Here is a 20,802-nt window from a genome sequence, read left to right as displayed (position 1 = left end):
CGACCAGTTCTGGGCGCTGATCGCCGCCGCCCGCGCCCGCGCGGCCGACCCCACCGATCCGGCGGCGGTCGCCGAGCAGGCGAGCGCGCTGCTCGCGACCCGTCCGCCCGCGGAGATCGTCGCCGCCCAGCAGGCGTTCTGGGACGTCATGGCCGAGTCGTACCGCAACCCGCTGTGGGCGGCGGCGTACCTGATCAACGGCGGGTGCTCCGACGACGGCTTCGACTACTTCCGCGGCTGGCTGGTCGCCCAGGGCCGCGAGGTGCACGACCGGGTGGTCGCCGACCCCGACTCCCTGGCCGACGTGCCCGCCGTCATCGCCGCCGCCCCGGACGGCGACGAGCTGGAGGGCGAGGACGTGCTCGGCATCGCGTGGAACGCCCACCTCAAGGCCACCGGCGAGCAGCTGCCGCGCGGCGCGGGCGTCATCCGCTACCCGGACCTGGACCCGGACTGGGGCTTCGACTTCGACGACGAGACCGAGATGGCCAGGAGACTGCCCCGACTCGGCGCGCTCTACCTGGACTGACCCGTCCCGCGATGACTTCCGGCCGCGGTCGCGGTCTACCCCCTGCGAGACCACGACGAAGGAGCCGTTCCATGACCGACCAGATCGACCTGACCCCCGCCGTCGCGCGGTTGACGCACCTGCTCGCGGGCGTGACCGACGACCAGCTCGCCGCCCGCACCCCGTGCACCGAGTTCACCGTCGGCGACCTGATCGACCACGTCGACGGCTTCGCCCAGGCCTTCAGCGCCGCCGCCCGCAAGGACTTCGACACGCCCACCACCCCCGACCCGGACCCCGACTGGCGCACGCGCGTCCCCGCCCGCCTGGAGGCGCTGGCCGAAGCCTGGTCGAAGCCCGACGCGTGGGAGGGCGACACCCAGGCGGGCGGCGTCACCCTCCCCGCCGAGGTCATGGGCAGGTTCGCGCTCGACGAGGTGGTCATCCACGGCTGGGACCTGGCCCGCGCCACCGGCCAACCCTTCACCTGCGACGACCGCTCGCTGGACGTCCTCGAAGCCCTGGTCGCCCCCCAACCGAACGGCGACCCCAGCGGACCCTTCGGCCCACCCGTCCCCGTGGCCGCCGACGCACCCCAGCTCGACCGCGTCGTCGCCCACACCGGCCGCGATCCGCGCTGGACCGCCTGACTCGGTTGTGGTCGACCGTTCCACCGGGCCCACCGAAGGCGAACCACCGTCACACCGCGAACAGCGCTGCCACCAACGCCTCGGGCACCATCGTGACGGGCCGGTCGCTCACCTGCCCGTCACCCAGCTCGACCACCCGCCACGCACCGTCGGCCCGCAGCGCGAAGTCCACCGTCACGAACGGCAGCCCCGCCTTCCCGACCACGGGCGCCACCACCTCCAGCGACGGCGACCCCACCACGTCGTGCGGGCTGTCCGGGTGCGGACCGGTGAGCACGCACTCGCCGCCCACCCACCACGTCCGCACCTCGGACCCCGTGAACTCCTCGAACCGGCGCAGCACGAACCCGCCGGTGAACTCGTCGTCGCGCAGCTCCAGGAACCGGGCGGCCACGGCCCACGCCGCCTCGGCGTCCGCCAGGTCGGGGATGTACGCCGCCTCGTGCCAGTGGTGCTTCACGGACTTGGTGTAGTCGCGCAACACCGCCGCACCCGCACCGAGCTCCCGTCGGGCCTCGTCGAACCCGGCCCGCCCCGGCCCCTCCGTCCACACCGACTCCGGCGTCACCGCCGCCAGGTCCGCCCACCAGCCCGGCAGCTCGTGCGCCCGCCGGTACTGCTCGGCACCCGTGCGGAGGCCGACACCGCGCCGCGCCAACGCCGAGGCGAACCCGGCGTAGTGCTCGGCGCGCAGCATCCACCCCCGGTACACCGCGTCGTCGTCCTCCGGCACCCGCCCGACCGCGCGGTCCACGGCACCGCCGCGGGCCAGCGCGTCGTGGTCGACCACCGCCACGGTGACACCGGCGTCCCGCGCGGCGCGGGCCTCCGCCGCGAAGTGCTCGTCGGGACGGGTCGGGCGCAGCGGGTCGGCCGGAACGAGCAGCAGCATGGGCCGACCCTATGCGGCCACCGGTGGGCTCACGACCGGAAGTACGGCGCGACCCAGTAGTTGCTGTCCCGCCAGGTGTCCGTGGGGAACCCGCCACCGTCGCCGTAGTGGTAGACGCCCGCGCCGCTGACCCCGTCGTGCGGCGCCGTGAACGGCGCGTGGACCACCGTGCCGGTGAAGTACCGCTCCGTCGACGCGTAACCGCCCGCGGGCGTGTGGTAGGACACCACGTAGTCCGCCCCGCCCTTCACGGGAACCGGTGGGTCGAACAGGATCCGCGTCCCCCCACCGACCTGCTCGCCCAGCAGGTCGCCCGCGCCAGACCACACCCGCGCCGTCACCGGCCCGCCGTACGCGCCGCGCAGCAGACCGATCCCGGTGACCTCGCCGTCCCGGTCGAACCTCGTCCGCATCCCCAGTTCCACGGCGTTCAGGTCCTCGTCGTCGGCCACCACCGCGGACGGCAGCGAGAAGAAGCACTCGCACCCGACCGGTGGCGGACTGCCCGCCTCGCCGACGTGAACGGTGACCGGACCGGTCTGCGAGCCGGTCGTGGACGCCGTCACCGCCCGGCTCACGATCGACAGCTCACCGACCGCCGTGGGTCTGTAGATGTAGCGCCAGTGCTCGCCGGTGCCCGCCTCGAACCACGTCGTCCCACCGTCGACGCTCAGTTCGACGGAGATGATCCCGCCCGCCTCACCGTTGTGCGCTGTCCCGGTGACCAGCAGCGGAACACCCACCTCGACGCTCGCCCCGGTCGTCGGTGTGAGCACCACCGACCGCGGCGCGTCCTCCGCGTACGCGGTGCCGGACAGGACCAATCCCACCGCGGCGACCACCGCGACCAGCCTGGACCACCAGGACATGCGCCCTCCTAGGCATCGAGGGGGCAGCCGTCCCGCCCCCTGAGGTGATCGCGGATCACCGACGGGGCGCTACGGTTGGTGCGTTCGGGCGATCAGCCGCACCCGTGTGCGCCCGGCCCCCGATCGGGGAACCGAATGCCCGACGCCCACCCGCCGACCGTGGAACGGAGACCCGCCGTGCGCCGGAACGCACCGAGGCCGCTGCTGGTGATCGCGCTGGTGCTGCTCGGCGTCCTCGCCGCCACCGCGACGCACTGGCTGGGACTGGGCGGCCCGTGGATCTACGTGGTCTGCGCGGTGGTCGCCGCGGTCGCCGTCCACCTGGTCACGAGGAACCGGCGCGACCAGGCTTGAGCGGGCGCCCCGACCGACGGCCGGGGTACCCGCCACCTCAGCCCACCGGCACCGGGTTGGCGTAGTACTCCTGCACGCGGGTGATCCAGTAGTACCCGTCGGTCGGCGCGTCCGCCGGCACCGCCGGGGTGTTGGCGGGTTGCGGCACCCCGCGCGTGGCGGTGCCGACGCCCGCCCCCATCAGGATCGCCACGACGCCCGCGTCCGCCGCCTCCTGGAAGTGCGCGCCCCACGTCACGGTGTCGCCGCTGACGGTCAGCTTCGGGTCGCGCCACTCGTTGCGGGTGAAGTACTCCAACCGGGCGCCGGTCGCGGTGAACGTGTCGCCGAAGAAGAACGTCGACGCGGAGTCCTCGCACCGCTGCGTGGAGTTCGGCAGCTCCGGGAACCGGCCGGACGCGTTGTACTCCGTCGGGCTGCTCCTGGTGGTGCCGTTGACGTGGCCGACCGGCACCTGCCACAGCACCACCGGCAGCGACAGCGCCTGGTGCAGCGTCCTCGCGAACAGCAGGTAGTTGTGCCACAGGTCGTTGTTCCAGAACCACGTGGCCCGCGCCGGGTCGGCCGCGAGGGCGGGCTCCGCGCACATCGCGTCGAGGCCGTACTTGTCGATCGACACGAACTCCGCCGCGTACCCGATGCCCGCCTCCAGCGCGAAGGCGGCGTTGGCGCGGGCGTTGTCGACGATGCGCTGCTTGCCCGCCTCGAACCCGAACGCCTCGGTGGAGTGCACGATCCCGTTGCCCGGCGCGCCGGGGGCGGCCCACAGGTTGAGCTGCCAGCCCAGGAAGCCGTGGGGCGTGTGCTTCTTGAGCGAGTGGTTCACCGCCTTGACGAACCCGGTGAGCGTGTTCGGGAAGTCCGGGTCGACGCCGCGCACCAGCGCGCCGGAGTCGTAGGCGCCGCTGGTGGCCGCGGGCATCCGGTCGGGGTCGCCGCCGTAGGCCGCCGCGTACTGCTGGAGCAGGTAGCCGAGGGTGTCCGGCTCGACCACGTACCCGACCTCGCCGGACCCCATGATGTTCGAGGCGCTCCGCGCGACCTCCCGCAGCCCGCCGAACACCTGGTTCACGTAGGCCGCGCTCTGGAGGTTCGACCACATGACGCCGGGCTGGTCGCTGTTGCCGCCCATGGCGTACACGACGAACACCGGCGTCAGCCCGTTCGCCTTGCTCTTGCCCGCCAACCGCTCCGCGCGGGCCTTCCACTCGCCGATCTGCTGGCCGCCGTTGAGGTAGAGGTACCCGTGGTCGACGTTCCGGCCCTCGGGGAAGCGCGGCCGGACGCGGTCGAAGAACCGGTCCGTGCCGTCGAAGGGCTCGTAGACCGTGCCGACCGACAGGTACGGCGGGTGCCACCCGGCGGGCGGCGTGCCACCCGCGTCGGTCTTCACGACCACGGCCGCGCTGAGGCCCGAGAGGTTCCCGGCGGTGTCCTTCGCCCGCACGGTGAAGGTGAACGCCGTGTCCGGCGCCAGCCCGTCGACGGTGGCGGTCGTGCCGCTCACCGAGGCCGCGGGCAGCCCGTCCCGGTAGACCTCGTACCCGGCGACGCCGACGTCGTCCGTGGCCGCGGCCCACTCCAGCGACACCGTGTTCGCCGTCTTCGCCGTGGACCGGGCGTTCTGCGGCGCGGAGGGCGCCGTCGTGTCGTCCGGTGTGCTGCCGTCGCACGCCTTGCCGTTCACCCGGCAGTTCGACGGCACCGCGGCGGCCCCGCCCGGCGAGCCGTTGAACCCGAACGACGCCGTCCGGCCGGGCGCGAGCGTCCCGTTCCACCCCTTGTCGACGAACGTGAACCGGTCCTCGGTCCTGGTCATCGTGGCGTCCCACGCGCTCCCGATCACCGAGCCCGGCGGCAGGTCGAACTCGACCTTCCAGCCGCTCAGCGGGGAGCTGCCCGCGTTCGTGACGGTGTACTCCCCGGAGAAGCCGGTGCCCCAGTCCGAGACCTTGCGGAACGTCGCCGACGGCCCGGCCGCGACGGCCGAGCCGGTCGCGGCCAGCAGCCCCGCCGCGACGGCCGCGGCCGTCCCCAGGGCCAACAAGGAGAACCTGCCCATCTTCCCTCGATCCGGTCGTGGCGGCGGCCAGAGTGCTCGGAAGTGTGGTCTAGACCTCTGGGGAAAGCAAGGGGCCGTGCGGGCCGCCACGGGTCCGCGGCGGCCCGCACGGCTCGGGTCACCGCTGGAAGTACGGCGCGATCCAGTAGTTGCTGTCGTGCCAGGTGTCGGTCGGGAACCCGCCGCCGACGCCGTAGCGGTAGACGCCCGCGCCGCTGACCCCGTCGTGCGGCGCGGTGAACGGCATGGACACCACGGTCCCGGTGAAGTAGTGCTCCGAGGACCGGTACCCGCCCTCGGGCGTGTAGTAGGACACCACGTAGTCCTCGTCCGCTGTCACGGGGACCGGCGTGGTCAGCATGATCCGCGACTCCGCGGTGACCTGCTCGCCCAGCAGCACCCCGGCGCTCGACCACACCCGCACGGTGATCGGCCCGGCGTAGGAGCCCCGCCGCAGCGCGACCCCGGTGATCGAGCCCGGCCGGTCGAACCGCGTCCGCATCCCCACCTCGACCGGTTCCGCGTCGGTGTCGGCGGCGGAGACCGCGTCCGGCAGCAGGAAGTAGTACAGGCCGCTGATCGGCCGCAGCGGGCCGGTGCTCCCGACGTGCACGGTCCTCGGGGCGGTCGGTTCGCCCATCCCCGCCGCCGTGGCCGCCCGGCTCACCACGGTCAGGTCACCCACCTCCGTGGGCGTGTAGACGTACCGCCAGCTCTCGGTCGTGCCCACCTCGACCCACGTCGACCCGCCGTCCACGCTCAGCTCGACGGAGGTGATCCCGCCGGTCTCACCGTTGACCGCGATGCCGGTGAACAGCACCGGCACCCCCACCGGCACGCTCGCGCCCGCTGTCGGCGTGATGACCGCCGCCACCGGTGCGTTCCGCGCGTACGCGGTTCCGAACGTGACCAGGCTCAACGCGGCGACCACCGCGACCAGCTTGGCTAACCAGGACATGCGCCCTCCCCGGACGATCGGCGGAGCGGACTCCCCGCCCCCTCTGGTGATCGTCCGCCGGGGCCGTGCCGCTACCGGGCACGCCGAGGACCGGGCCCCCGCCGCGTGCGCTCGCGGCGGGACCCCGGTCACGAGGTGGCGATCAGGAGGAGTGCGGGCAGGTGTCCCGGTACTCCGCGATCGTCAGGCTCGTCGACGGTGCCGGGCAGAGGAACTGCTCGTACCGCGTGTCGTTGTCGATGAACCGCTTGAGCCAGGAGATGCTGTACTTCGCGATCGTCGTGTTCGACGAGTTCGGCGTGAAGTGCGAGGCGCCTCGCAGTTCCAGGTACGCCTTGTCCAAAGTGGACGGCAGGGTGTTGTAGAACGGCGAGGAGTGCGACGCCACCGGCGCGATCGAGTCGCCGTCCGCGCCGATCACCAGCGTCGGCACCCGGACGTCGCCCCAGGTCTTGTCGGTGTGCCACCCGGTCAGCGGGATCGCCGCCTGGAGCGCGGGACGTTCGGCGGCGGCGCGCAGGGAGCCGCCACCACCCATCGAGTGGCCCATGACGCCGAGCCTGGTCGAGTCGATCCTGCTGCGGACCGTGCTGCGCTGGGTCAGGTGGTCCAGCGCGGCCAGCAGCTGCGAAGCGCGGCTGTCCGGCTGGTCCAGCGTGGTGATGGTGTCGATGGTGAACACCACGAAGCCCTGCGAGGCCAGGCGCGGACCCAGCCAGGAGATCGTGGACTGGGTGCCGGTGTAGCCGGGGGAGATGGCCACGGCGCCGAACGTGCCGGACGCCGTGCTGGTCGGGTAGTAGATCGTGCCGCCGCCGAAGCCGATGGCGGACAGGGACGACACCGACGTCGAGGAGGTCGCGAACGGCCCGCGGGAGGCCTCGATGCTGGAGTTCGTCGGAGCGGGGCCGCGTTCGTAGGGGTTTTCCGCGGCACTGGCAGGGGAGGCCGTGACGGTGGCGCCCAGGAGCGCCGCCGTCAGGGTCACCGTCGTGAAAACGCTGCGAAGCTGCACGTCGTTGTACACCCCGAATCGTGGAGGAGGGACGGTGCCGGTAACCCGTTGTGCCACAACGGTTGCCGGCACGTCCCATCCTGCTGCCACGATGCGGGGCTCCGCATCGGTGCAACCACTAGCCCACCAGTTTGACCTCCTGCGGGGTCGGCCGCTTCTCGTCGTACGCCTTCACCTCGCCGGTCTCCCGGTCGGTGACCTTGGCCTCCTGCAACGTCTTCACGCTGCCGTCGGCCTCGATCCGGAACACCAGCGCGCCGGTGTAGCCCGCGTGGCTGTCCTTGCCGAAGGCGAACGGCGTGAGCCCCGGCCCCTTCAGCTCACCGGACGACATGGCGTCCATGATCTTCTGCCGGGTCAGGTCCTTGCCCGCGGCCTTGAGGGCCTGGCCGAACGTGTACGCCATCACCATCCCGTAGACCAGCGTGTCGGTGAACGCCTCCTGCGGGATGTACTTGCCGTGGATCTCCTTGAACAGCGCCGTCCACGGGTCGTCCTCACCGCGCACGCTCGGCAGGTAGCGGGTGCCGATGATGCCGGTCAGCAGCGCCCCGCCGGACACCTGCGTGCCGCCCTGCTTCGCGAACTGCTCGACCAGGCCGGTCAACGTCGCCGGGTCGGCGCCGATGCTGCTCACCACGAGCTGCGGCTTGTAGCCGATCTTCAACGAGGTCAGGATCGTCAGCGCGGTGAACGCCGGGATGCACTCGCACACCACGACCTCGGCGCCCGCCGCCTGCAACGCCGAGACCTGCGGCGTCACGTCGGTGTTGGCCGGGTCGTAGGTCTTGCGGTCGACGATCTGGTCCTTGATGTACTGGTCGAGGCCCTTCTGCGTGTCGGTGCCGATGTCGTCGTTCTGCACCAGCAGGCCGACCTTCTTGCCCGCCAGGTTGTCCCTGATGTACTGGCCCTGGATCTTGCCCTCGCGGGTGTAGTCCACCTGGTAGCCGAAGGTGTTGGGGTGCTTGTCCGGCGCGTCCCACATCAGCGCGCCCGAGGACACCAGCAGGTCCGGCACGCCCTCGGAGGTGAGGTAGTCCAGCACCTTCGAGTGCGTCGGGGTGCCGAGCCCGCCGACCAGCGCGAAGACCTTCTCCTCCAGCACCAGCTTCTTGACGACCTCGACCGTCTTGGTCGGGTTGTAGCCGTCGTCCTCGACCTTGTAGGTGATCTTGCGGCCGTTGATGCCGCCGCCGTCGTTGATGTAGTCGAAGACGGCCCTCGCGCCCACGGAGATCTTGCTGTAGCCCGGCGCGGCAGGCCCGGTCAGCGGCTGGTGCGTGCCGATGACGACCTCGGTGTCGGTGACCCCCGGAGCGGGTTCGCCGTTCTGGGAGCCGCCGCTGCCCGTGGGCGTCTCACCCGCTCCGCCGCAGGCGGCGAGCACCAGCGCGGAGGCCAGCACGATCGCGGTGGCGGATCGACTGCTTCTCATAGTTCTCCTCGTTGAGAAGGGGCCGGGCGTCGCACCCGGACCCACAGCTTGCGCAGGCCGCCCTGGATCCCCGCCGGGAAGGCGAGGACGATCACGATGAGCACCACGCCGTACAGGGCGAGCGGGAGGTTGTCGGAGATGTCGCTGCGCAGGCTCAGCACCTCGGCCAGGTCGTCGGTCCACACCTGGAAGTAGACGAGCGCGATGGCGCCCCACAGCGCGCCCCACAGGCTGCCCAGCCCGCCGAGCACCAGCGCCGCCAGCAGGCTCAGCGACAGCGCCACGGTGAACGAGCCGGGCGCGGCCGTGCCGAGCAGGAACGCCTGGAGGCCACCGGCCAGTCCGCCGCACGCCGAGCTCACCAGGAACGCCAGGATCTTCGTCCGTCCCACGTGGACACCCGCCAGGGAGGCGGCGACCTCGTCGTCGCGCACCGCCCGCAGAGTCCGGCCGAGCTTGCCGCGCGCCAGGTTCGCCAGCACGACCAGCGCCAGCAGCACCGCCAGCCACACGATCCAGGCCTGCCACCGGGTCGACGGGATCGTCCCGACGAGCCCGGCGGGCTGGCTGTTGACCGTGAAGCTCAACCCGTTGCTGCCCGCGAGCAGCTCCGGGAACCGCTGCGTCACGGCGGGCAGGCCCACGGCCAGCGCGAGAGTGGCACCGGCCAGGTACGGGCCGCGCAACCGGGCCGCCGCGGCGCCCGCCAGCAGTCCGGCGACACCGCCCGCGACCGTCGCCAGCAGCAGGTCGGCCCAGATCGGGAACGCGGGCACCCGCTTCACCAGCAGCGCGACCGTGTAGGCGCCGATGAACATGAAGGCGCCGTGCCCCAGCGAGACCTGGCCGTTGAACCCGGTCAGCAGCGCCAGCCCGGCCACCGCGATCAGGTAGTAGCCGACGGTCGCGATCCGCAGGTTCGTGAACGGGTCCGTGGCGAAGGTGAGCAGGACCAGCAGAACCAGGGCGCCCACCGCCGCCAGCAGGTGGACGACGACCGGGGGGAGTTTGTTCAGCATCAGACCCGCCTCGCCGTAGCTCGACCGAACAGACCGGCGGGCCGCACCGCCAGCACCGAGACCAGGATCGCCAGCGCCGCCAACGGCACCAGTTCGGGGCCCAGCAGGCCGGACACGTACGACAGCCCGATCCCGAGGGCCAGGCCACCGATGATCGTGCCCAGCGGGTTGTCCAGCCCGCCCAGCACCGCCGCGGTCAACGCGAACACGAACACCTCGTCCAACGTGGTCGGGGAGATGAACGGGGGGACGGCCAGCATCCCGGCCAGCGAGCCCACGGCCGAGGCCAGGCCCCAGCCGATGGTCAGCATCACGCCGACCCGGACCCCCAGCAGCCGCGCCACCTCGGGGTTGAACGCCGCCGCCCGCATCCGCAGGCCCAGCGACGTGAACTTGAACAGCAGCAGCACGCCCGCCGCCGTCACGACGACGGCCAGCACGGCGAACAGGTCGGCGGCGGAGAACCGGCCGCGGAAGTCGAACGCGTAGGAGAACGCGTGCGGCTCGTTGGACCAGATCATCCCCGACACCGCCTGGAGCACCAGCAGCAGCCCGAGCGTCGCGATGATCGCGCTCAGCTCGCCCGCGTCGCGCAGCGGCCGGATCAGCAGCCGCTCCACCGCGAGCCCCAGCAGCGTGCCCACCACGATCGCCGCGGCGAACCCCAGCCAGTAGCTGCCGGTGCCCTTGGTGACGGAGTAGGCGATGTAGGCGGAGATCAGCGCGAGCGCGGGCTGGGCGAAGTTCACCACGCGCGTGGCGCGGTAGATGATCACCAGCGACAGGCCCAGCGCGGCGTAGACCGCCCCGCTGGACAGGCCTGCCAGCGTCAGGTTGACGAACGTCGTCATCGGCCTCCCTTTCCGATCAGAAGCCGAGGTAGGCGTGGCGGAGCTGGTCGTCGGCGAGCAGCGTCGCGGCGTCGTCGGACGCCACCACCTCGCCGAGCCCCAGCACGAACCCGTGGTCGGAGATGGACAGCGCGCTGCGCGCGTTCTGCTCGACCAGCAGCACGGTCAACCCGGTGTCGGCGCGCAGGTCGCGCAGCACCGCCATGATCCTCGCGGCCACCAGCGGCGCCAGCCCGAGCGACGGCTCGTCCAGCAGCAGCAGCCGGGGTCTGCCCATCAGCCCGCGGCCGATGGCGAGCATCTGCCGCTCACCGCCGGACAGCGTTCCCGCGGGCTTGCCGCGCCGGGGGACCAGCGGGGGGAACAGCTCCAGCACCTCGTCCAGCGCCTTCGCGCGGTCCGCGCGGTCGGACCGCCACAGCGCCCCGAGCCGCAGGTTCTCCTCCACGGTCAGCTCGGGGATCACCCCGCCGCCCTCGGGCACGTGCGCGACGCCGAACCGCGCGATGGCGTCGGTCGGCATCGCCGTGATGTCCCGGCCGAACGCGGTGACGCGCCCCGAACCGGCCCGCACCAGGCCGCTGATCACCCGCAGCAGCGTCGTCTTGCCCGCGCCGTTGGCCCCGAGGATGGCGGTGATGCTGCCCTCCTCCACCTTCAGGCTCACGTCCGACAGCGCCCGCACCAGCCCGTAGTGGGCGGTCACGCCCTCGATCTCAAGCACTGGGCAGCTCCTCTGGTGCGGTGCCGAGGTACGCGTCGGCGACGGCGGGGTCGGCGCGCACCTCGTCGGGGGTGCCGGAGGCGATGACCTCGCCGAAGTCGAGCACCACCACCTCGTCGCACACCCGCATCACCAGGTCCATGTGGTGCTCCACCAGCACGACCGCCGTCTTCTCGGTCAGCCCCTGGATGCGGTCGGCCAGCTCGTCCATCTCACCGCTGGACAGGCCGCTCGCGGGTTCGTCGAGCATCAGCAGCTCGGGCTCGGACACCAGCGCGCGGGCCAGCGCCACGCGCTTGCGCACGCCGTAGGGGAGGGCGCCGGGGTGCAGGTGGGCCACGTGGGCGACGTCGAGCTCGGTCAGCACGGCCATCGACCGGTCCCGCAGGTCGCGCTCGTCCCGCGCCGACCTGCCCGTGCCCAGCAGCGAGGCCAGCGCGCCCGTGCGAGCCAGCCTGCCCGCACCGGTCATCACGTTCTCCAGCACCGTGAGACCGCCGAACAGGCCGAGTCCCTGTAGTGTTCGGGCGATCCCGAGCCCCGCGAGCTGGTCGGGCCGGTGCTTGCGCAGCGGTTCGTCCTTCCACCGCAGTTCGCCGGTCTCCGGTCGGATGAAGCCGCACACGACGTTGAACAGCGTCGTCTTGCCCGCTCCGTTGGGTCCGATGACGCCGACGACGGTCCGCGGTCGGATGGTCAGGGAGACCTCGCTCAGGGCCACCAGTCCGCCGAACCGGACCGTGACACCGCCTACATCCAGCAACTTCTCGTGGGAAGTGATCGTCATTGGTCTCGATTCCCGGACGGTGGTGATTCGCAGCAGTCTGGGCGGATCACCCGTGCGCGGCATCGGTGGAACCACCAGTCGTGGGCCCTCAAAACTAACGTTGATAGGTAAATTCGGGCAGAGCCCTTCCCCATCTCGTCACACGCGCGCAACACTGTCCGCTATGGCGCCCGAGGTCGTTTTGCGTGGACGGCAGCAGGAGCGCGCGGCCGTTCGGGAGCTGCTCGACACCACGCGGGCCGGGCGCGGATCGGCCCTGGTCGTGACGGGTGGGCTCGGGTCGGGCAAGACCGCGCTGCTGCGCCTGGCGCGCACCGCCGACTTCCGCGTGCTGACCGCGCACGGCGTGCCGGACGAGACCGACCTGGAGCTCGCGGGCCTGCACCGGCTCCTGCACCCGCTGGCCGACCGCCTCCCCGAGGCGCTGCGGATCGCGGTCGGACTCGCGCCCGGCGCCACCCCGCGCCGCACGTTCGCCCTGCACGCCGAGGTCCACCGGCTGCTGTGCGACCTGGCCACCCAGCGCCCGGTGCTCGTGCTCGTCGACGACGCCGGACTGCTCGACCGCCCGTCGCTGGACGCACTGGCGTTCCTCGCCCGCCGCGTCGCCGACCACCGCCTCGCCGTGCTGTTCGCGCTGGAACCCCACCGCGGCGACAACCCCCTCACCGGCCTGCCCGTGCTGCCCCTGAGGCCGCTCGACGACCCCGCCGCGATGGCCCTGCTCGCCGACCACAACCCCCTCGGCGTGTCGGAGGACTTCGCCGAGGACGTGCTCGACCGCGCGGGCGGCAACCCCCTCGCGCTGGTCGAACTCGCGCGCACCGGCGAACTGCCGCCCGACAGCGTGCTGCGCGCCCGCCTGCGGACCCGGTTCCGGGCGCTGTCACCGGACGCGCGGCGGCTCGTCCTGCTGGCCGTGGCCGACGAGGACCTCGAACTCGACACCGTCGTGCACGCCGAGCTGGAGCTGGACCCGCTGGAGGAGGCCCGCGACAGCGGCCTGCTCGTGCTGCGCGGCGAGCACGTCGCCGTGTCGACCGGCCTCACCCGGTCCGTGCTGGCCACCGAGGTGCCGATCAGCGAGCACCGCCGGGCGCACGAACTGCTCGTGGGCGTCCTGGACCCCGACCAGCACCGGTCGCGGTGGCTGTGGCACCACGCGGCGATGAGCCGGGGCGCGACCGACGGGCAGGCCGCCGAACTCGCCGCCGCGGCCGAGCGGGCCAGGCGCTCCGGCGACTACGGCGCGTCCTCCCAGGCCTACCAGCGCGCCGCCGCGCTCACCCGGTTACCGGAGGCCAGGGCGGGCCACCTGATCGCCGCCGCGGCCGACCACTGGTCGGTCGGCAGGCCGCGCCGGTCGCGGGCGATGCTCCGCGAGGCCCGCGCCCACACCCGCGGCCGGGAGCTGCGCGGCATGGCGGAGTTCGTGCGCGGCGGCATCGAACTCGGCGACGGCGTCCCCGGCTCGGCCGTCCGGAGCCTGCTGAAGGCGTCGGACGACCTGCTCGACTCCAACCGCACCCTCGCCATCACCGCGCTGGTCTTCGCCGCCGAGGCGGGCAGCATCGCGGGCGACCAGGCCGACCACGCCGCGACCGCCGCCCGTGCCGCGAGCCTGCGCCTGCCGGACGAACCGCCCGTGACCCAGCTGATGCTCGACCACCTCGAAGGCATGGCCGCCACGTTCGCGGGCCGCCACCGGGTCGCCATGCCCGCGCTGGACCGGGCCACGCGGCTCGCCACGGGCCTGTCCGACCCCCGGTCGAAGATCTGGGGCAGCCAGGCCGCCTACGTGCTCGGCCACGCCACCCGCTCGCTGGAGCTGGCCACCCAGGCCGTGGCCGCCGCGCGGGACAGCGGCATGGTCTCGCTCGTGCCGTGGGCGCTGGTCTACCGGTCGCTCGCGGCACTGCTGCTGGACCAGCACTCCATCGCGCTGGACAGCTCGCTGGAGGGCGTCCGCGAGGCGACCGCGATGGGGCAGCCCAACACCGTGGTCGACCACCTGACGATCCTGGCGCTGATGGCGGCGTTGCAGGGCAACAAGGCCACCGCCGTGCACCGCCTGCACCTGGCCGCCGCCGACGTCGCCCGGCGCGGGCTCGGCAGGCCGAGCACGTTCAGCTCGTGGGCGCTCGCGTGCGTGGACCTGGTCGACGACCGTCCCGTGGACGCGCTCAACCGGCTGCGGCTGCTGGCCGTCGGCACCGGCCGCGTCCACCCGGGCATCAAGGTGATGACCGCGCCGCACTTCGTGGAGGCGGCGGTGGCGTGCGGCCAGCAGGCCAAGGCCGCCAACGTGCTGCGCCAGTACGAGGGCTGGGCGATCAGCACCGGCTGCCCCGCCAGGCTCGCGCTGTCGCACCGGTCCCGCGCCCTGCTCGCCGGCGCCGAACCCGTGGCGGACGACCACTTCCGCGAGGCCATCCGCCTGCACCGCGCGGGCGGCACCCCGATGGAACTGGCCAAGACCGAGCTGTTCTACGGCCACCGCCTCCGCCGCAGCCGCCAACCCAAGGCCGCGCGCGAACACCTCCGCGACGCCCTGAAGATCTTCCAGCAGTACGACTCCGAGCACTTCGTCAACCGCGTCCGCGCCGAACTGCGCGCCTCCGGCGACACCATCGTCCCCACCCGCACCGCCCCCAGCACCGACCTGACCCCGCAGCAGTCCCAGATCGCCAGGCTGGTCGCCGAGGGCGCCACCAACCGAGAGATCGCCGCGCAGCTGTTCATCAGCCACCGCACCGTCGAACACCACCTGCGCAACATCTTCGCCCGCCTGGAGGTCCGCTCGCGCGTGGAACTGACCCGCCTGCTCGGCTGAACCCGCTGGACGCCGCGCCGCCCGGTTCCCCACCGCGCCGCGATGTTCGGCTACGAGTGGCGCGGCCACTTCGACAACGCCGCCGTCAACGCCCTGCACGCCGAGGGTTTCGACCACCGGGTCCTCGACGACGACTGGTGGACGCAGGTGAACCGGCACAGCCTCGGCTGGGTCTGCGCGAAGCGGGAGGACGACCTGGTCGGGTTCGTCAACGTCGCGTGGGACGGCGCGATCCACGCGTTCATCCTCGACACCCTGGTCGCCACGGCGGTGCGGCGCCGGGGAGTGGGCCGCCAGCTCGTCGCCCACGCCGCCGGCCACGCCCGCGCCGCCGGGTGCGAGTGGCCGCACGTCGACCTCGCCGACCACCTCGAACCGTTCTACCTCGACACCTGCGGCTTCCGCCCGAGGAAGGCGGGCTTGATCGCGCTGCGAGCCGGCCGTCACGGGCGCCCCGCTATGGTCGTCACCCGCTCAGGCACCTGGAGGACCCGCATGCCGTCGACCGTTCGAGACGCCCTGGCCGCGCTCGCCGCACTGCTCGCGCCCGGCGAGCACGACGTGGCCGACCGCGTGACGAGCGCCCACGACGACCCCGAGGCCTACCTGCGGGCGCACGCCGACCAGCTCGACGAGCGCGGCGTCGACGAACCGGTCCCCACCTTGGCGTGGATCGCCCTCGTGGACGCGCTCGCCGACCGCGACCTGCTCGCCGAGGTCGACTGGAAGGAGGACCCGCGGGAGGTCGTCGACCGGTTGCGGACCCTCCGGTCCACCCCGGCGAACGCGGGGGCCTGGATCTGGCTGGAGGACACCGACATCCACGTCGCCACCCACGACTTCCTCGAACTGGCGGGCACCCGGCTGCGCGAGGCGGGCACGGCCCTCGCCGTCCTCGACATCGAGTCGGACTGCTACCCGCTGGTGCTGCTGCCCGCCGGCCGCGGTCGCGACCTCGTCGACCTGGCCACCGCGGCGGGGTTCACCGCGGACGTGCTCGGCGCCGCGCGGAGCTGACGCGGGAGGGCGTGACCTCGACAAGGAGCGCGCGGTCGTCCATGCTCGTGATCTCCCCCGGCACGACCCCCATGATCGACACACCCGTCGAGTCGTGGAAGTGTTGCGGAGGAAGCCGAACGAAGCACGGAGGGTCCGGTGGAAGAGTCCGCCCAGTGGCACGCCGAGGAGGTCGTGCTGAAGCTGATCGCGGTCGCCAGTCGTTCCAGCACCATCTGCTTCCTGGCCGCGGTCTGGTCGATCATCGCGCCCCTGGCGTTCGACCGCTCGGTCATCAGCGAGGACCTCGCCGGGTTCTGGGTGGTCGTGTCGATCGGCGGCGGGGTGCTGGTGCTGTCCATGGTCCGCGCGATGGCGCCGCTGGACGCCCCGTGGCTGAGCGTCGTCACGGCCGTACTGGGCATCTGGTCGATCGGCCAGACCCTGCGCAGCTACAGCCTCACCGACGGCATGCCGATCGCGATCAGCGGGATCGTCGTCGGGTCGGCGATCATCGCCGCCTCCGCGACCAGCGCCGCCGCGACGTACCGGGCCCAGCGGATAACGGCGGGATAACGTTCGCCCGTCTCGATGAGCCGACCTTCAGCCCCGTCCGTACACCCACCCGTTGGCGTCCATCGGTTCCCACCGGGGGAGGACTGGCGTGGTGATCCTTCGAGTCGTGCGAGCGGCGGTGCTCACCGGGTTCCTGGCCGCCGCCTTCCTGCTGCTGGTCGTCGTCGGCAGCGCCGTCGCCACCGACGGCGTCGCCGTGTCCCCCTCCTGCACCGCACCGCTGACGCAGTGCGTCCCCGCCAGGATCACCCTCGTCGGGGACGCCACCGTCCTGGCCGCGCAGACCGAGACCACCCGGGCCCCGGCGCAGAACACCGGCTCCGTGGTGCAGAAGACCGGACCGGCCGCCGCCGCCACCGCGCGCACCATCGACATCATCGTCGTGGCGAGCCTCGCCGCCCTCGCCCTGTGGGTGTGGGTCCGCAACGCCTCCACCCGCAAGGGCCACTAGGACGTCCGGATCCCCGCGGCGTAGGCCAGCAGCGCCAGCCGAACCCTGTTGTCCGCGCCCGTCTTCGTCAGCAGCGACCCGACGTGCGTCTTCACCGTGGTCACGCCCAGGTGCAGCCGCTCGGCGATGTCGGCGTTGCTCAACCCGTGCGACAGCAGCACCAGCACGTCCCGCTCACGAGGCGTCAACGGCGGCAGCACCTCCTCCCGAGCGGCGGGCCGGTGCCGTCCGGCCGCCCGGCTGACCACCCGCCGCAGCACGGCCGGGCTGAACGGCGGCTCGCCCGCAGCCGCCCGGTGGATCGCCGCCAGCAGCTCCTCGGGCGCGGAGTCCTTGAGCAGGAACCCGTACGCGCCGACCGCCAGCGCCCCGTAGAGGTGCTCGTCGTCGTCGAACGTCGTGACCACCACGACCCTCGTCCGCGGGTGCCGTTCGAGGATGCGCGCGGTGGCGGTGACACCGTCCACACCCGGCATCCGCAGGTCCATCAGCACGACGTCCGGGCGGTGCTCGTCCACGACCCGCACCGCCTCGTGCCCGTTGGCCGCCTCGGCCACGGTCTCCACGTCCGGCGCGGAGTCGCAGAGGATCCGCAGCCCCGCGCGGACCAGGCGCTGGTCGTCGACCAGCACGACGCGGATCACCGGTGCGCCCCCGAACCCGCTCGCGGGAGCCGCGCCGCGACGTGCCAACCCGTCGGTGTCGGACCGGCGCTGAAGGTGCCGCCGAGCACCGTGACCCGCTCGGCCATGCCGATCAGCCCGTGCCCCGGCCGACCGCCCGCGCACGGGCGCGCGGCACCGTCGTTGGACACCCCGATCTCGACGTGGTCGGCGGTCCCGCGCACGTCGACCTCCACGGCTGCGCCCGCGGGGGCGTGGCGCATCACGTTGGTCAGCGACTCCTGCACGATCCGCAGCACGGCCAGCCGCCGCACCGAGTCCAGACCGCCACCCCGCTCGGTGATGGCGCCGGTGACGTCGAACCCCGCCCGCTCGCACCGCTCGACCGCCTGCCGCAGCGCCGGGTCCAGGGCGTCCGGACCGAGCAGCGCGGTGTCCGACGCGCCGGGGGCCCGCAGCACCGACACCAGGTCGCGCAGGTCCTGGAGCGCGTCGGAGCCCGTCGCGTGCACGTCGTCCAGCGCCGCCCGGTAGGCGTCGACGTCCGGGGGCACGTGCCGGGCCACACCGACGCGCAGCACGATGCTGGACACGTGGTGGGCCACCAGGTCGTGCAGCTCGCGGGCGATCGACGTGCGCTCGGCCTCCCGCGCCGCGCGGACCTCGGCGTCCCTGATGCGCGCGGCGTCGAGACCCTCCCGGCGGTAGCGCCCGGCCAGCTCCCGCGACGACCGCAGGTGCCGCCCGACCAGCACCGGGAACCCCACCATGATGAGCACCCGCAGCACCGTGGGCACCGGTTCGGCACCGGGCTGCGAGGCCAGGTAGAACAACCCCACCGCGCACGCCGCGGTGGTCCCGCACGCCAGCCGCGGCAGCCACGGCCGTCTCATCGCGAGTTCACCCAGCGCGAGCCCGGCCAGCAGCTGCGCGATGCCGATGCTCGCGGGGCTCACGACCACGGCCAGCGCCAGCAGCCCCGACTCGGCGAGGCTCACGGCCAGCGGCCACCGGTCGCCCAGGACGACCAGCGCGCTGCCCACCAGCGTCACCGCCCACACCACCGGCGTCAGCGTGCCCCGCGGCTCGAACAGGAAGAACAGCGCGACCGGCGCCAGCGCGAGCGGGCCGAAGCGGATCGCCCACCGCACGCCGGCGGGCCAGGTCGAGTCCTCCGTCACAACACCCGAGCCTAGGTACTCCGACGGACCTCCGCCTCCTCCCGAGGGAGGAGGTGCCTCCTCCCGAAGGCTCGACGATCGGACCGGTGGGACGGTCCGCGCGGGTCCTCCGCTCACCACGATGGGCACCGCGACGTCCCCACCAACCCTGGAGGTCCCGTGATCTGGACCCGCCCCAAGTCCAAGGCGGTCCTCGCCGTCCGACTCCTCGTGGCCGCCGTGTTCCTCGCCTACGGCAGCGTGAAGCTGCTGGGCGGCCAGTACCACTACGGCGACTGGACCATCTCGAAGTCCACAGTGGACGGCACCTCGCTCGTGTGGGCCTTCTACGGCTACTCCCCGTTCTACGGCCGGGTCACGGGGCTGTTCGAGTTCATCCCCGCCGCCATGCTCCTGTTCCGCCGCACCACCTTCGTCGGCGCGGCGGCGCTGTTCGCGGTCGGCCTCAACATCACCCTGATGGACTTCGCGTTCGACTACCCGTTCGTGAAGTACCTGGCCGCCTGCTACACGATCCTGTGCGCGGTACTGGTCCTGCACGACAAGCCGAAGCTGACCGCCGTGCTCCGCGATCCGGCCGCCGATGCGTGACACGACGACCGCCGTCGTGGTCGGCTCCGGCCCCAACGGGCTCGCGGCGGCCGTGGCGCTGGCGGGGCGCGGGGCGGCGGTGACGGTGCTGGAGGCCGCGGACCGCGTCGGCGGCGGCACCAGGACGACCGAGAAGCTGGTCGCGGGCACGCTGCACGACGAGTGCTCCGCGGTGCACCCGATGGCCGCGCTCTCCCCGTTCCTGCGCGGACTGAGCCTGGAACGCCACGGCCTGCGGTGGCGCCACCCGGACGTGCTGGTCGCCCACCCGCTCGACGACGGGACCTGCGGAGCGCTGCACCGCTCGCTCGACACCACCGCGGCCGGACTGTCCGAACACGACGGGAAGCGGTGGCGCCAACTCTTCGGCCCCTTGGCCGACCGCGTCGAGCACACCGCCCCGGACCTGCTGGGCCCGCTGCTGCGCGTGCCCGGCAGACCCCTGGACGTGGCGAGATTCGGCCTGCGCGCCCTCCCACCCGCCGCCCTGCTGCGCAGGACGTGGACCGACGACACGACACAGAGCCTGTTCCTGGGCATCGCCGCCCACGTCATGCACGACCTCAACCGCCCGCTCACGTCCTCCGTCGCGGCCGTGCTGATCGCCGCGGGCCACCGAGTCGGCTGGCCCGTCGCCGAGGGCGGATCACGGGCGATCACCGACGCGCTGGCCCGGTTGCTGCTGGAACGAGGCGGCCGGATCACCACCTCCCACCCCGTCACCTCCCTCACCGACCTGCCCCGCGCCGACCTGGTCCTGTTCGACACGTCACCGAGCGGCGCGGCGGCCATCCTCGGCGACCACCTACCAGCAGGAGTGCGGCGGGCCTACCGGCGCTGGCGCCACGGCAGCGGCGCCTTCAAGGTCGACTTCGCCGTCCGCGACGGAGTGCCCTGGACAGCCGAGGCGTGCCGACGAGCCGGAACGGTGCACCTGGGCGGCAGCCCTCAAGAGGTCATCGACACGGCCAGGGCGGTGCACCGCGGCACCCTGCCGGACACCCCGTTCGTCCTGGTAGGCCAGCAGTACCTGGCCGACCCCACCAGATCCGCCGGGAACATCCACCCCATCTGGGCCTACGCCCACGTTCCCCACGCCTGCGCCGACGACGTCACCCAGGCGATCATCAACCAGGTGGAGCGCTTCGCCCCCGGCTTCTCCACCAGGATCGTGGCCGGCTCGACCAGGTCCACCAGCGACCTGGCAGCCGGCAACCCGAACTACGTGGGCGGCGACATCCTCACCGGCGCCAACACCCCGTGGCAGATGGTCGCACGCCCAAGACCCACCCCAAACCCCTACTACACCGGCGTTCCAGGCATGTACCTGTGCTCAGCCGCCACCCCGCCAGGCGCGGGCGTGCACGGCATGAGCGGCTACCACGCCGCCGAACAAGCCTGGAAAGCCCACCACCGCTGACCCG

At 72.8% G+C, this 20,802-nt stretch carries 21 protein-coding genes; 9 read left to right on the top strand and 12 right to left on the bottom strand.

Annotated features, from left to right (window positions below; translation table 11 throughout):
* The coding region (locus VFZ92_RS00105; protein ID WP_330873545.1) for a DUF4240 domain-containing protein at positions 1-529 on the top strand (529 nt) is incomplete at its 5' end.
* 71 nt (positions 530-600) lie between these two features.
* A complete protein-coding gene (locus tag VFZ92_RS00100) occupies positions 601-1,158 on the top strand; it encodes a TIGR03086 family metal-binding protein (protein WP_330873544.1) in 558 nt (185 codons plus the stop codon).
* Positions 1,159-1,207: 49 nt separating this feature from the next.
* Here VFZ92_RS00100 and VFZ92_RS00095 read toward each other — a convergent pair whose 3' ends face one another.
* Together VFZ92_RS00095 and VFZ92_RS00090 are read right to left on the bottom strand one after the other, a co-directional pair.
* Positions 1,208-2,050, bottom strand: coding sequence for an ATP-grasp domain-containing protein (locus VFZ92_RS00095; RefSeq protein ID WP_330873543.1), 843 nt, complete (start codon positions 2,048-2,050; stop codon positions 1,208-1,210).
* Between the two features lie 29 nt (positions 2,051-2,079).
* The gene (locus VFZ92_RS00090; RefSeq protein WP_330873542.1) at positions 2,080-2,919 is read right to left on the bottom strand and encodes a DUF4082 domain-containing protein; all 840 of its coding nucleotides are present in this window, start codon (positions 2,917-2,919) and stop codon (positions 2,080-2,082) included.
* A gap of 177 nt (positions 2,920-3,096) precedes the next feature.
* On the opposite strand from VFZ92_RS00090, the gene VFZ92_RS00085 reads away from it, so the two are divergent.
* Positions 3,097-3,273: a hypothetical protein gene (locus VFZ92_RS00085; RefSeq protein ID WP_330873541.1), complete on the top strand. Its 177-nt coding sequence runs from the start codon at positions 3,097-3,099 to the stop codon at positions 3,271-3,273.
* Positions 3,274-3,310: 37 nt separating this feature from the next.
* On the opposite strand, the gene VFZ92_RS00080 is transcribed toward VFZ92_RS00085, so the two are convergent.
* From VFZ92_RS00080 to VFZ92_RS00045, 8 genes are all read right to left on the bottom strand, one after another.
* Positions 3,311-5,335: a cellulose binding domain-containing protein gene (locus VFZ92_RS00080; RefSeq protein ID WP_330873540.1), complete on the bottom strand. Its 2,025-nt coding sequence runs from the start codon at positions 5,333-5,335 to the stop codon at positions 3,311-3,313.
* Positions 5,336-5,453: 118 nt separating this feature from the next.
* Positions 5,454-6,293: a DUF4082 domain-containing protein gene (locus VFZ92_RS00075; RefSeq protein ID WP_330873539.1), complete on the bottom strand. Its 840-nt coding sequence runs from the start codon at positions 6,291-6,293 to the stop codon at positions 5,454-5,456.
* 142 nt (positions 6,294-6,435) lie between these two features.
* Positions 6,436-7,281, bottom strand: coding sequence for a dienelactone hydrolase family protein (locus VFZ92_RS00070; protein ID WP_330873538.1), 846 nt, complete (start codon positions 7,279-7,281; stop codon positions 6,436-6,438).
* A 145-nt stretch (positions 7,282-7,426) separates the two neighbouring features.
* A complete protein-coding gene (locus VFZ92_RS00065; protein ID WP_330873537.1) occupies positions 7,427-8,746 on the bottom strand; it encodes an ABC transporter substrate-binding protein in 1,320 nt (439 codons plus the stop codon).
* Positions 8,743-9,765 (bottom strand): branched-chain amino acid ABC transporter permease, encoded by a 1,023-nt coding sequence (locus VFZ92_RS00060; RefSeq protein ID WP_330873536.1) that lies wholly within the window; start codon positions 9,763-9,765, stop codon positions 8,743-8,745. Before VFZ92_RS00060 ends, VFZ92_RS00065 begins: the two co-directional genes overlap by 4 nt.
* Positions 9,765-10,616: a branched-chain amino acid ABC transporter permease gene (locus tag VFZ92_RS00055; protein WP_330873535.1), complete on the bottom strand. Its 852-nt coding sequence runs from the start codon at positions 10,614-10,616 to the stop codon at positions 9,765-9,767. The genes VFZ92_RS00060 and VFZ92_RS00055 overlap by 1 nt, the downstream gene beginning before the upstream one ends.
* Before the next feature lie 16 nt (positions 10,617-10,632).
* Complete coding sequence (locus VFZ92_RS00050) at positions 10,633-11,340, bottom strand: ABC transporter ATP-binding protein (RefSeq protein ID WP_330873534.1); 708 nt, start codon at positions 11,338-11,340, stop codon at positions 10,633-10,635.
* Positions 11,333-12,127 carry an ABC transporter ATP-binding protein gene (locus VFZ92_RS00045; protein WP_330873533.1) on the bottom strand — a complete coding sequence of 265 codons (795 nt, stop codon included), beginning with the start codon at positions 12,125-12,127 and terminating at the stop codon, positions 11,333-11,335. Before VFZ92_RS00045 ends, VFZ92_RS00050 begins: the two co-directional genes overlap by 8 nt.
* A gap of 163 nt (positions 12,128-12,290) precedes the next feature.
* On the opposite strand from VFZ92_RS00045, the gene VFZ92_RS00040 reads away from it, so the two are divergent.
* The 4 genes from VFZ92_RS00040 to VFZ92_RS00025 all read left to right on the top strand — a co-directional run bounded on the left by VFZ92_RS00040 (position 12,291) and on the right by VFZ92_RS00025 (position 16,983).
* A complete protein-coding gene (locus VFZ92_RS00040; protein WP_330873532.1) occupies positions 12,291-14,960 on the top strand; it encodes a helix-turn-helix transcriptional regulator in 2,670 nt (889 codons plus the stop codon).
* Positions 14,961-15,002: 42 nt separating this feature from the next.
* Positions 15,003-15,977, top strand: coding sequence for a GNAT family N-acetyltransferase (locus VFZ92_RS00035; RefSeq protein WP_330873531.1), 975 nt, complete (start codon positions 15,003-15,005; stop codon positions 15,975-15,977).
* A gap of 138 nt (positions 15,978-16,115) precedes the next feature.
* On the top strand, positions 16,116-16,532 hold the full coding sequence (locus VFZ92_RS00030) for a hypothetical protein (RefSeq protein ID WP_330873530.1): 417 nt from the start codon (positions 16,116-16,118) through the stop codon (positions 16,530-16,532).
* An 88-nt stretch (positions 16,533-16,620) separates the two neighbouring features.
* On the top strand, positions 16,621-16,983 hold the full coding sequence (locus VFZ92_RS00025) for a hypothetical protein (protein ID WP_330873529.1): 363 nt from the start codon (positions 16,621-16,623) through the stop codon (positions 16,981-16,983).
* Here VFZ92_RS00025 and VFZ92_RS00020 read toward each other — a convergent pair.
* Both VFZ92_RS00020 and VFZ92_RS00015 read right to left on the bottom strand, forming a co-directional pair.
* A complete protein-coding gene (locus VFZ92_RS00020) occupies positions 16,980-17,627 on the bottom strand; it encodes a response regulator transcription factor (RefSeq protein WP_330873528.1) in 648 nt (215 codons plus the stop codon). The genes VFZ92_RS00025 and VFZ92_RS00020 overlap by 4 nt on opposite strands.
* Positions 17,624-18,787, bottom strand: a complete 1,164-nt coding sequence (locus VFZ92_RS00015) for a sensor histidine kinase (RefSeq protein WP_330873527.1) — start codon at positions 18,785-18,787, stop codon at positions 17,624-17,626. Before VFZ92_RS00015 ends, VFZ92_RS00020 begins: the two co-directional genes overlap by 4 nt.
* A 159-nt stretch (positions 18,788-18,946) precedes the next feature.
* On the opposite strand from VFZ92_RS00015, the gene VFZ92_RS00010 reads away from it, so the two are divergent.
* Both VFZ92_RS00010 and VFZ92_RS00005 read left to right on the top strand, forming a co-directional pair.
* Positions 18,947-19,378, top strand: a complete 432-nt coding sequence (locus VFZ92_RS00010; RefSeq protein ID WP_330873526.1) for a hypothetical protein — start codon at positions 18,947-18,949, stop codon at positions 19,376-19,378.
* Positions 19,371-20,798, top strand: coding sequence for an NAD(P)/FAD-dependent oxidoreductase (locus VFZ92_RS00005; protein ID WP_330873525.1), 1,428 nt, complete (start codon positions 19,371-19,373; stop codon positions 20,796-20,798). The genes VFZ92_RS00010 and VFZ92_RS00005 overlap by 8 nt, the downstream gene beginning before the upstream one ends.
* Positions 20,799-20,802 lie beyond the last annotated feature (4 nt).

The organism is Umezawaea sp., assembly GCF_036375055.1.
GTDB lineage: Bacteria > Actinomycetota > Actinomycetes > Mycobacteriales > Pseudonocardiaceae > Umezawaea.
Note: the sequence above shows the minus strand (reverse complement) of the source record. Positions and strands in the feature narration are given on the sequence as shown.

Bases quoted from the DNA above. Each gene is read 5' to 3' on its own strand.
- VFZ92_RS00100 (WP_330873544.1), top strand. From the start codon at position 601: ATGACCGACCAGATCGACCTGACCCCCGCCGTCGCGCGGTTGACGCAC.
- VFZ92_RS00095 (WP_330873543.1), bottom strand. From the start codon at position 2,050: ATGCTGCTGCTCGTTCCGGCCGACCCGCTGCGCCCGACCCGTCCCGAC.
- VFZ92_RS00090 (WP_330873542.1), bottom strand. From the start codon at position 2,919: ATGTCCTGGTGGTCCAGGCTGGTCGCGGTGGTCGCCGCGGTGGGATTG.
- VFZ92_RS00080 (WP_330873540.1), bottom strand. From the start codon at position 5,335: ATGGGCAGGTTCTCCTTGTTGGCCCTGGGGACGGCCGCGGCCGTCGCG.
- VFZ92_RS00075 (WP_330873539.1), bottom strand. From the start codon at position 6,293: ATGTCCTGGTTAGCCAAGCTGGTCGCGGTGGTCGCCGCGTTGAGCCTG.
- VFZ92_RS00065 (WP_330873537.1), bottom strand. From the start codon at position 8,746: ATGAGAAGCAGTCGATCCGCCACCGCGATCGTGCTGGCCTCCGCGCTG.
- VFZ92_RS00060 (WP_330873536.1), bottom strand. From the start codon at position 9,765: ATGCTGAACAAACTCCCCCCGGTCGTCGTCCACCTGCTGGCGGCGGTG.
- VFZ92_RS00055 (WP_330873535.1), bottom strand. From the start codon at position 10,616: ATGACGACGTTCGTCAACCTGACGCTGGCAGGCCTGTCCAGCGGGGCG.
- VFZ92_RS00045 (WP_330873533.1), bottom strand. From the start codon at position 12,127: ATGACGATCACTTCCCACGAGAAGTTGCTGGATGTAGGCGGTGTCACG.
- VFZ92_RS00040 (WP_330873532.1), top strand. From the start codon at position 12,291: ATGGCGCCCGAGGTCGTTTTGCGTGGACGGCAGCAGGAGCGCGCGGCC.
- VFZ92_RS00035 (WP_330873531.1), top strand. From the start codon at position 15,003: ATGTTCGGCTACGAGTGGCGCGGCCACTTCGACAACGCCGCCGTCAAC.
- VFZ92_RS00005 (WP_330873525.1), top strand. From the start codon at position 19,371: ATGCGTGACACGACGACCGCCGTCGTGGTCGGCTCCGGCCCCAACGGG.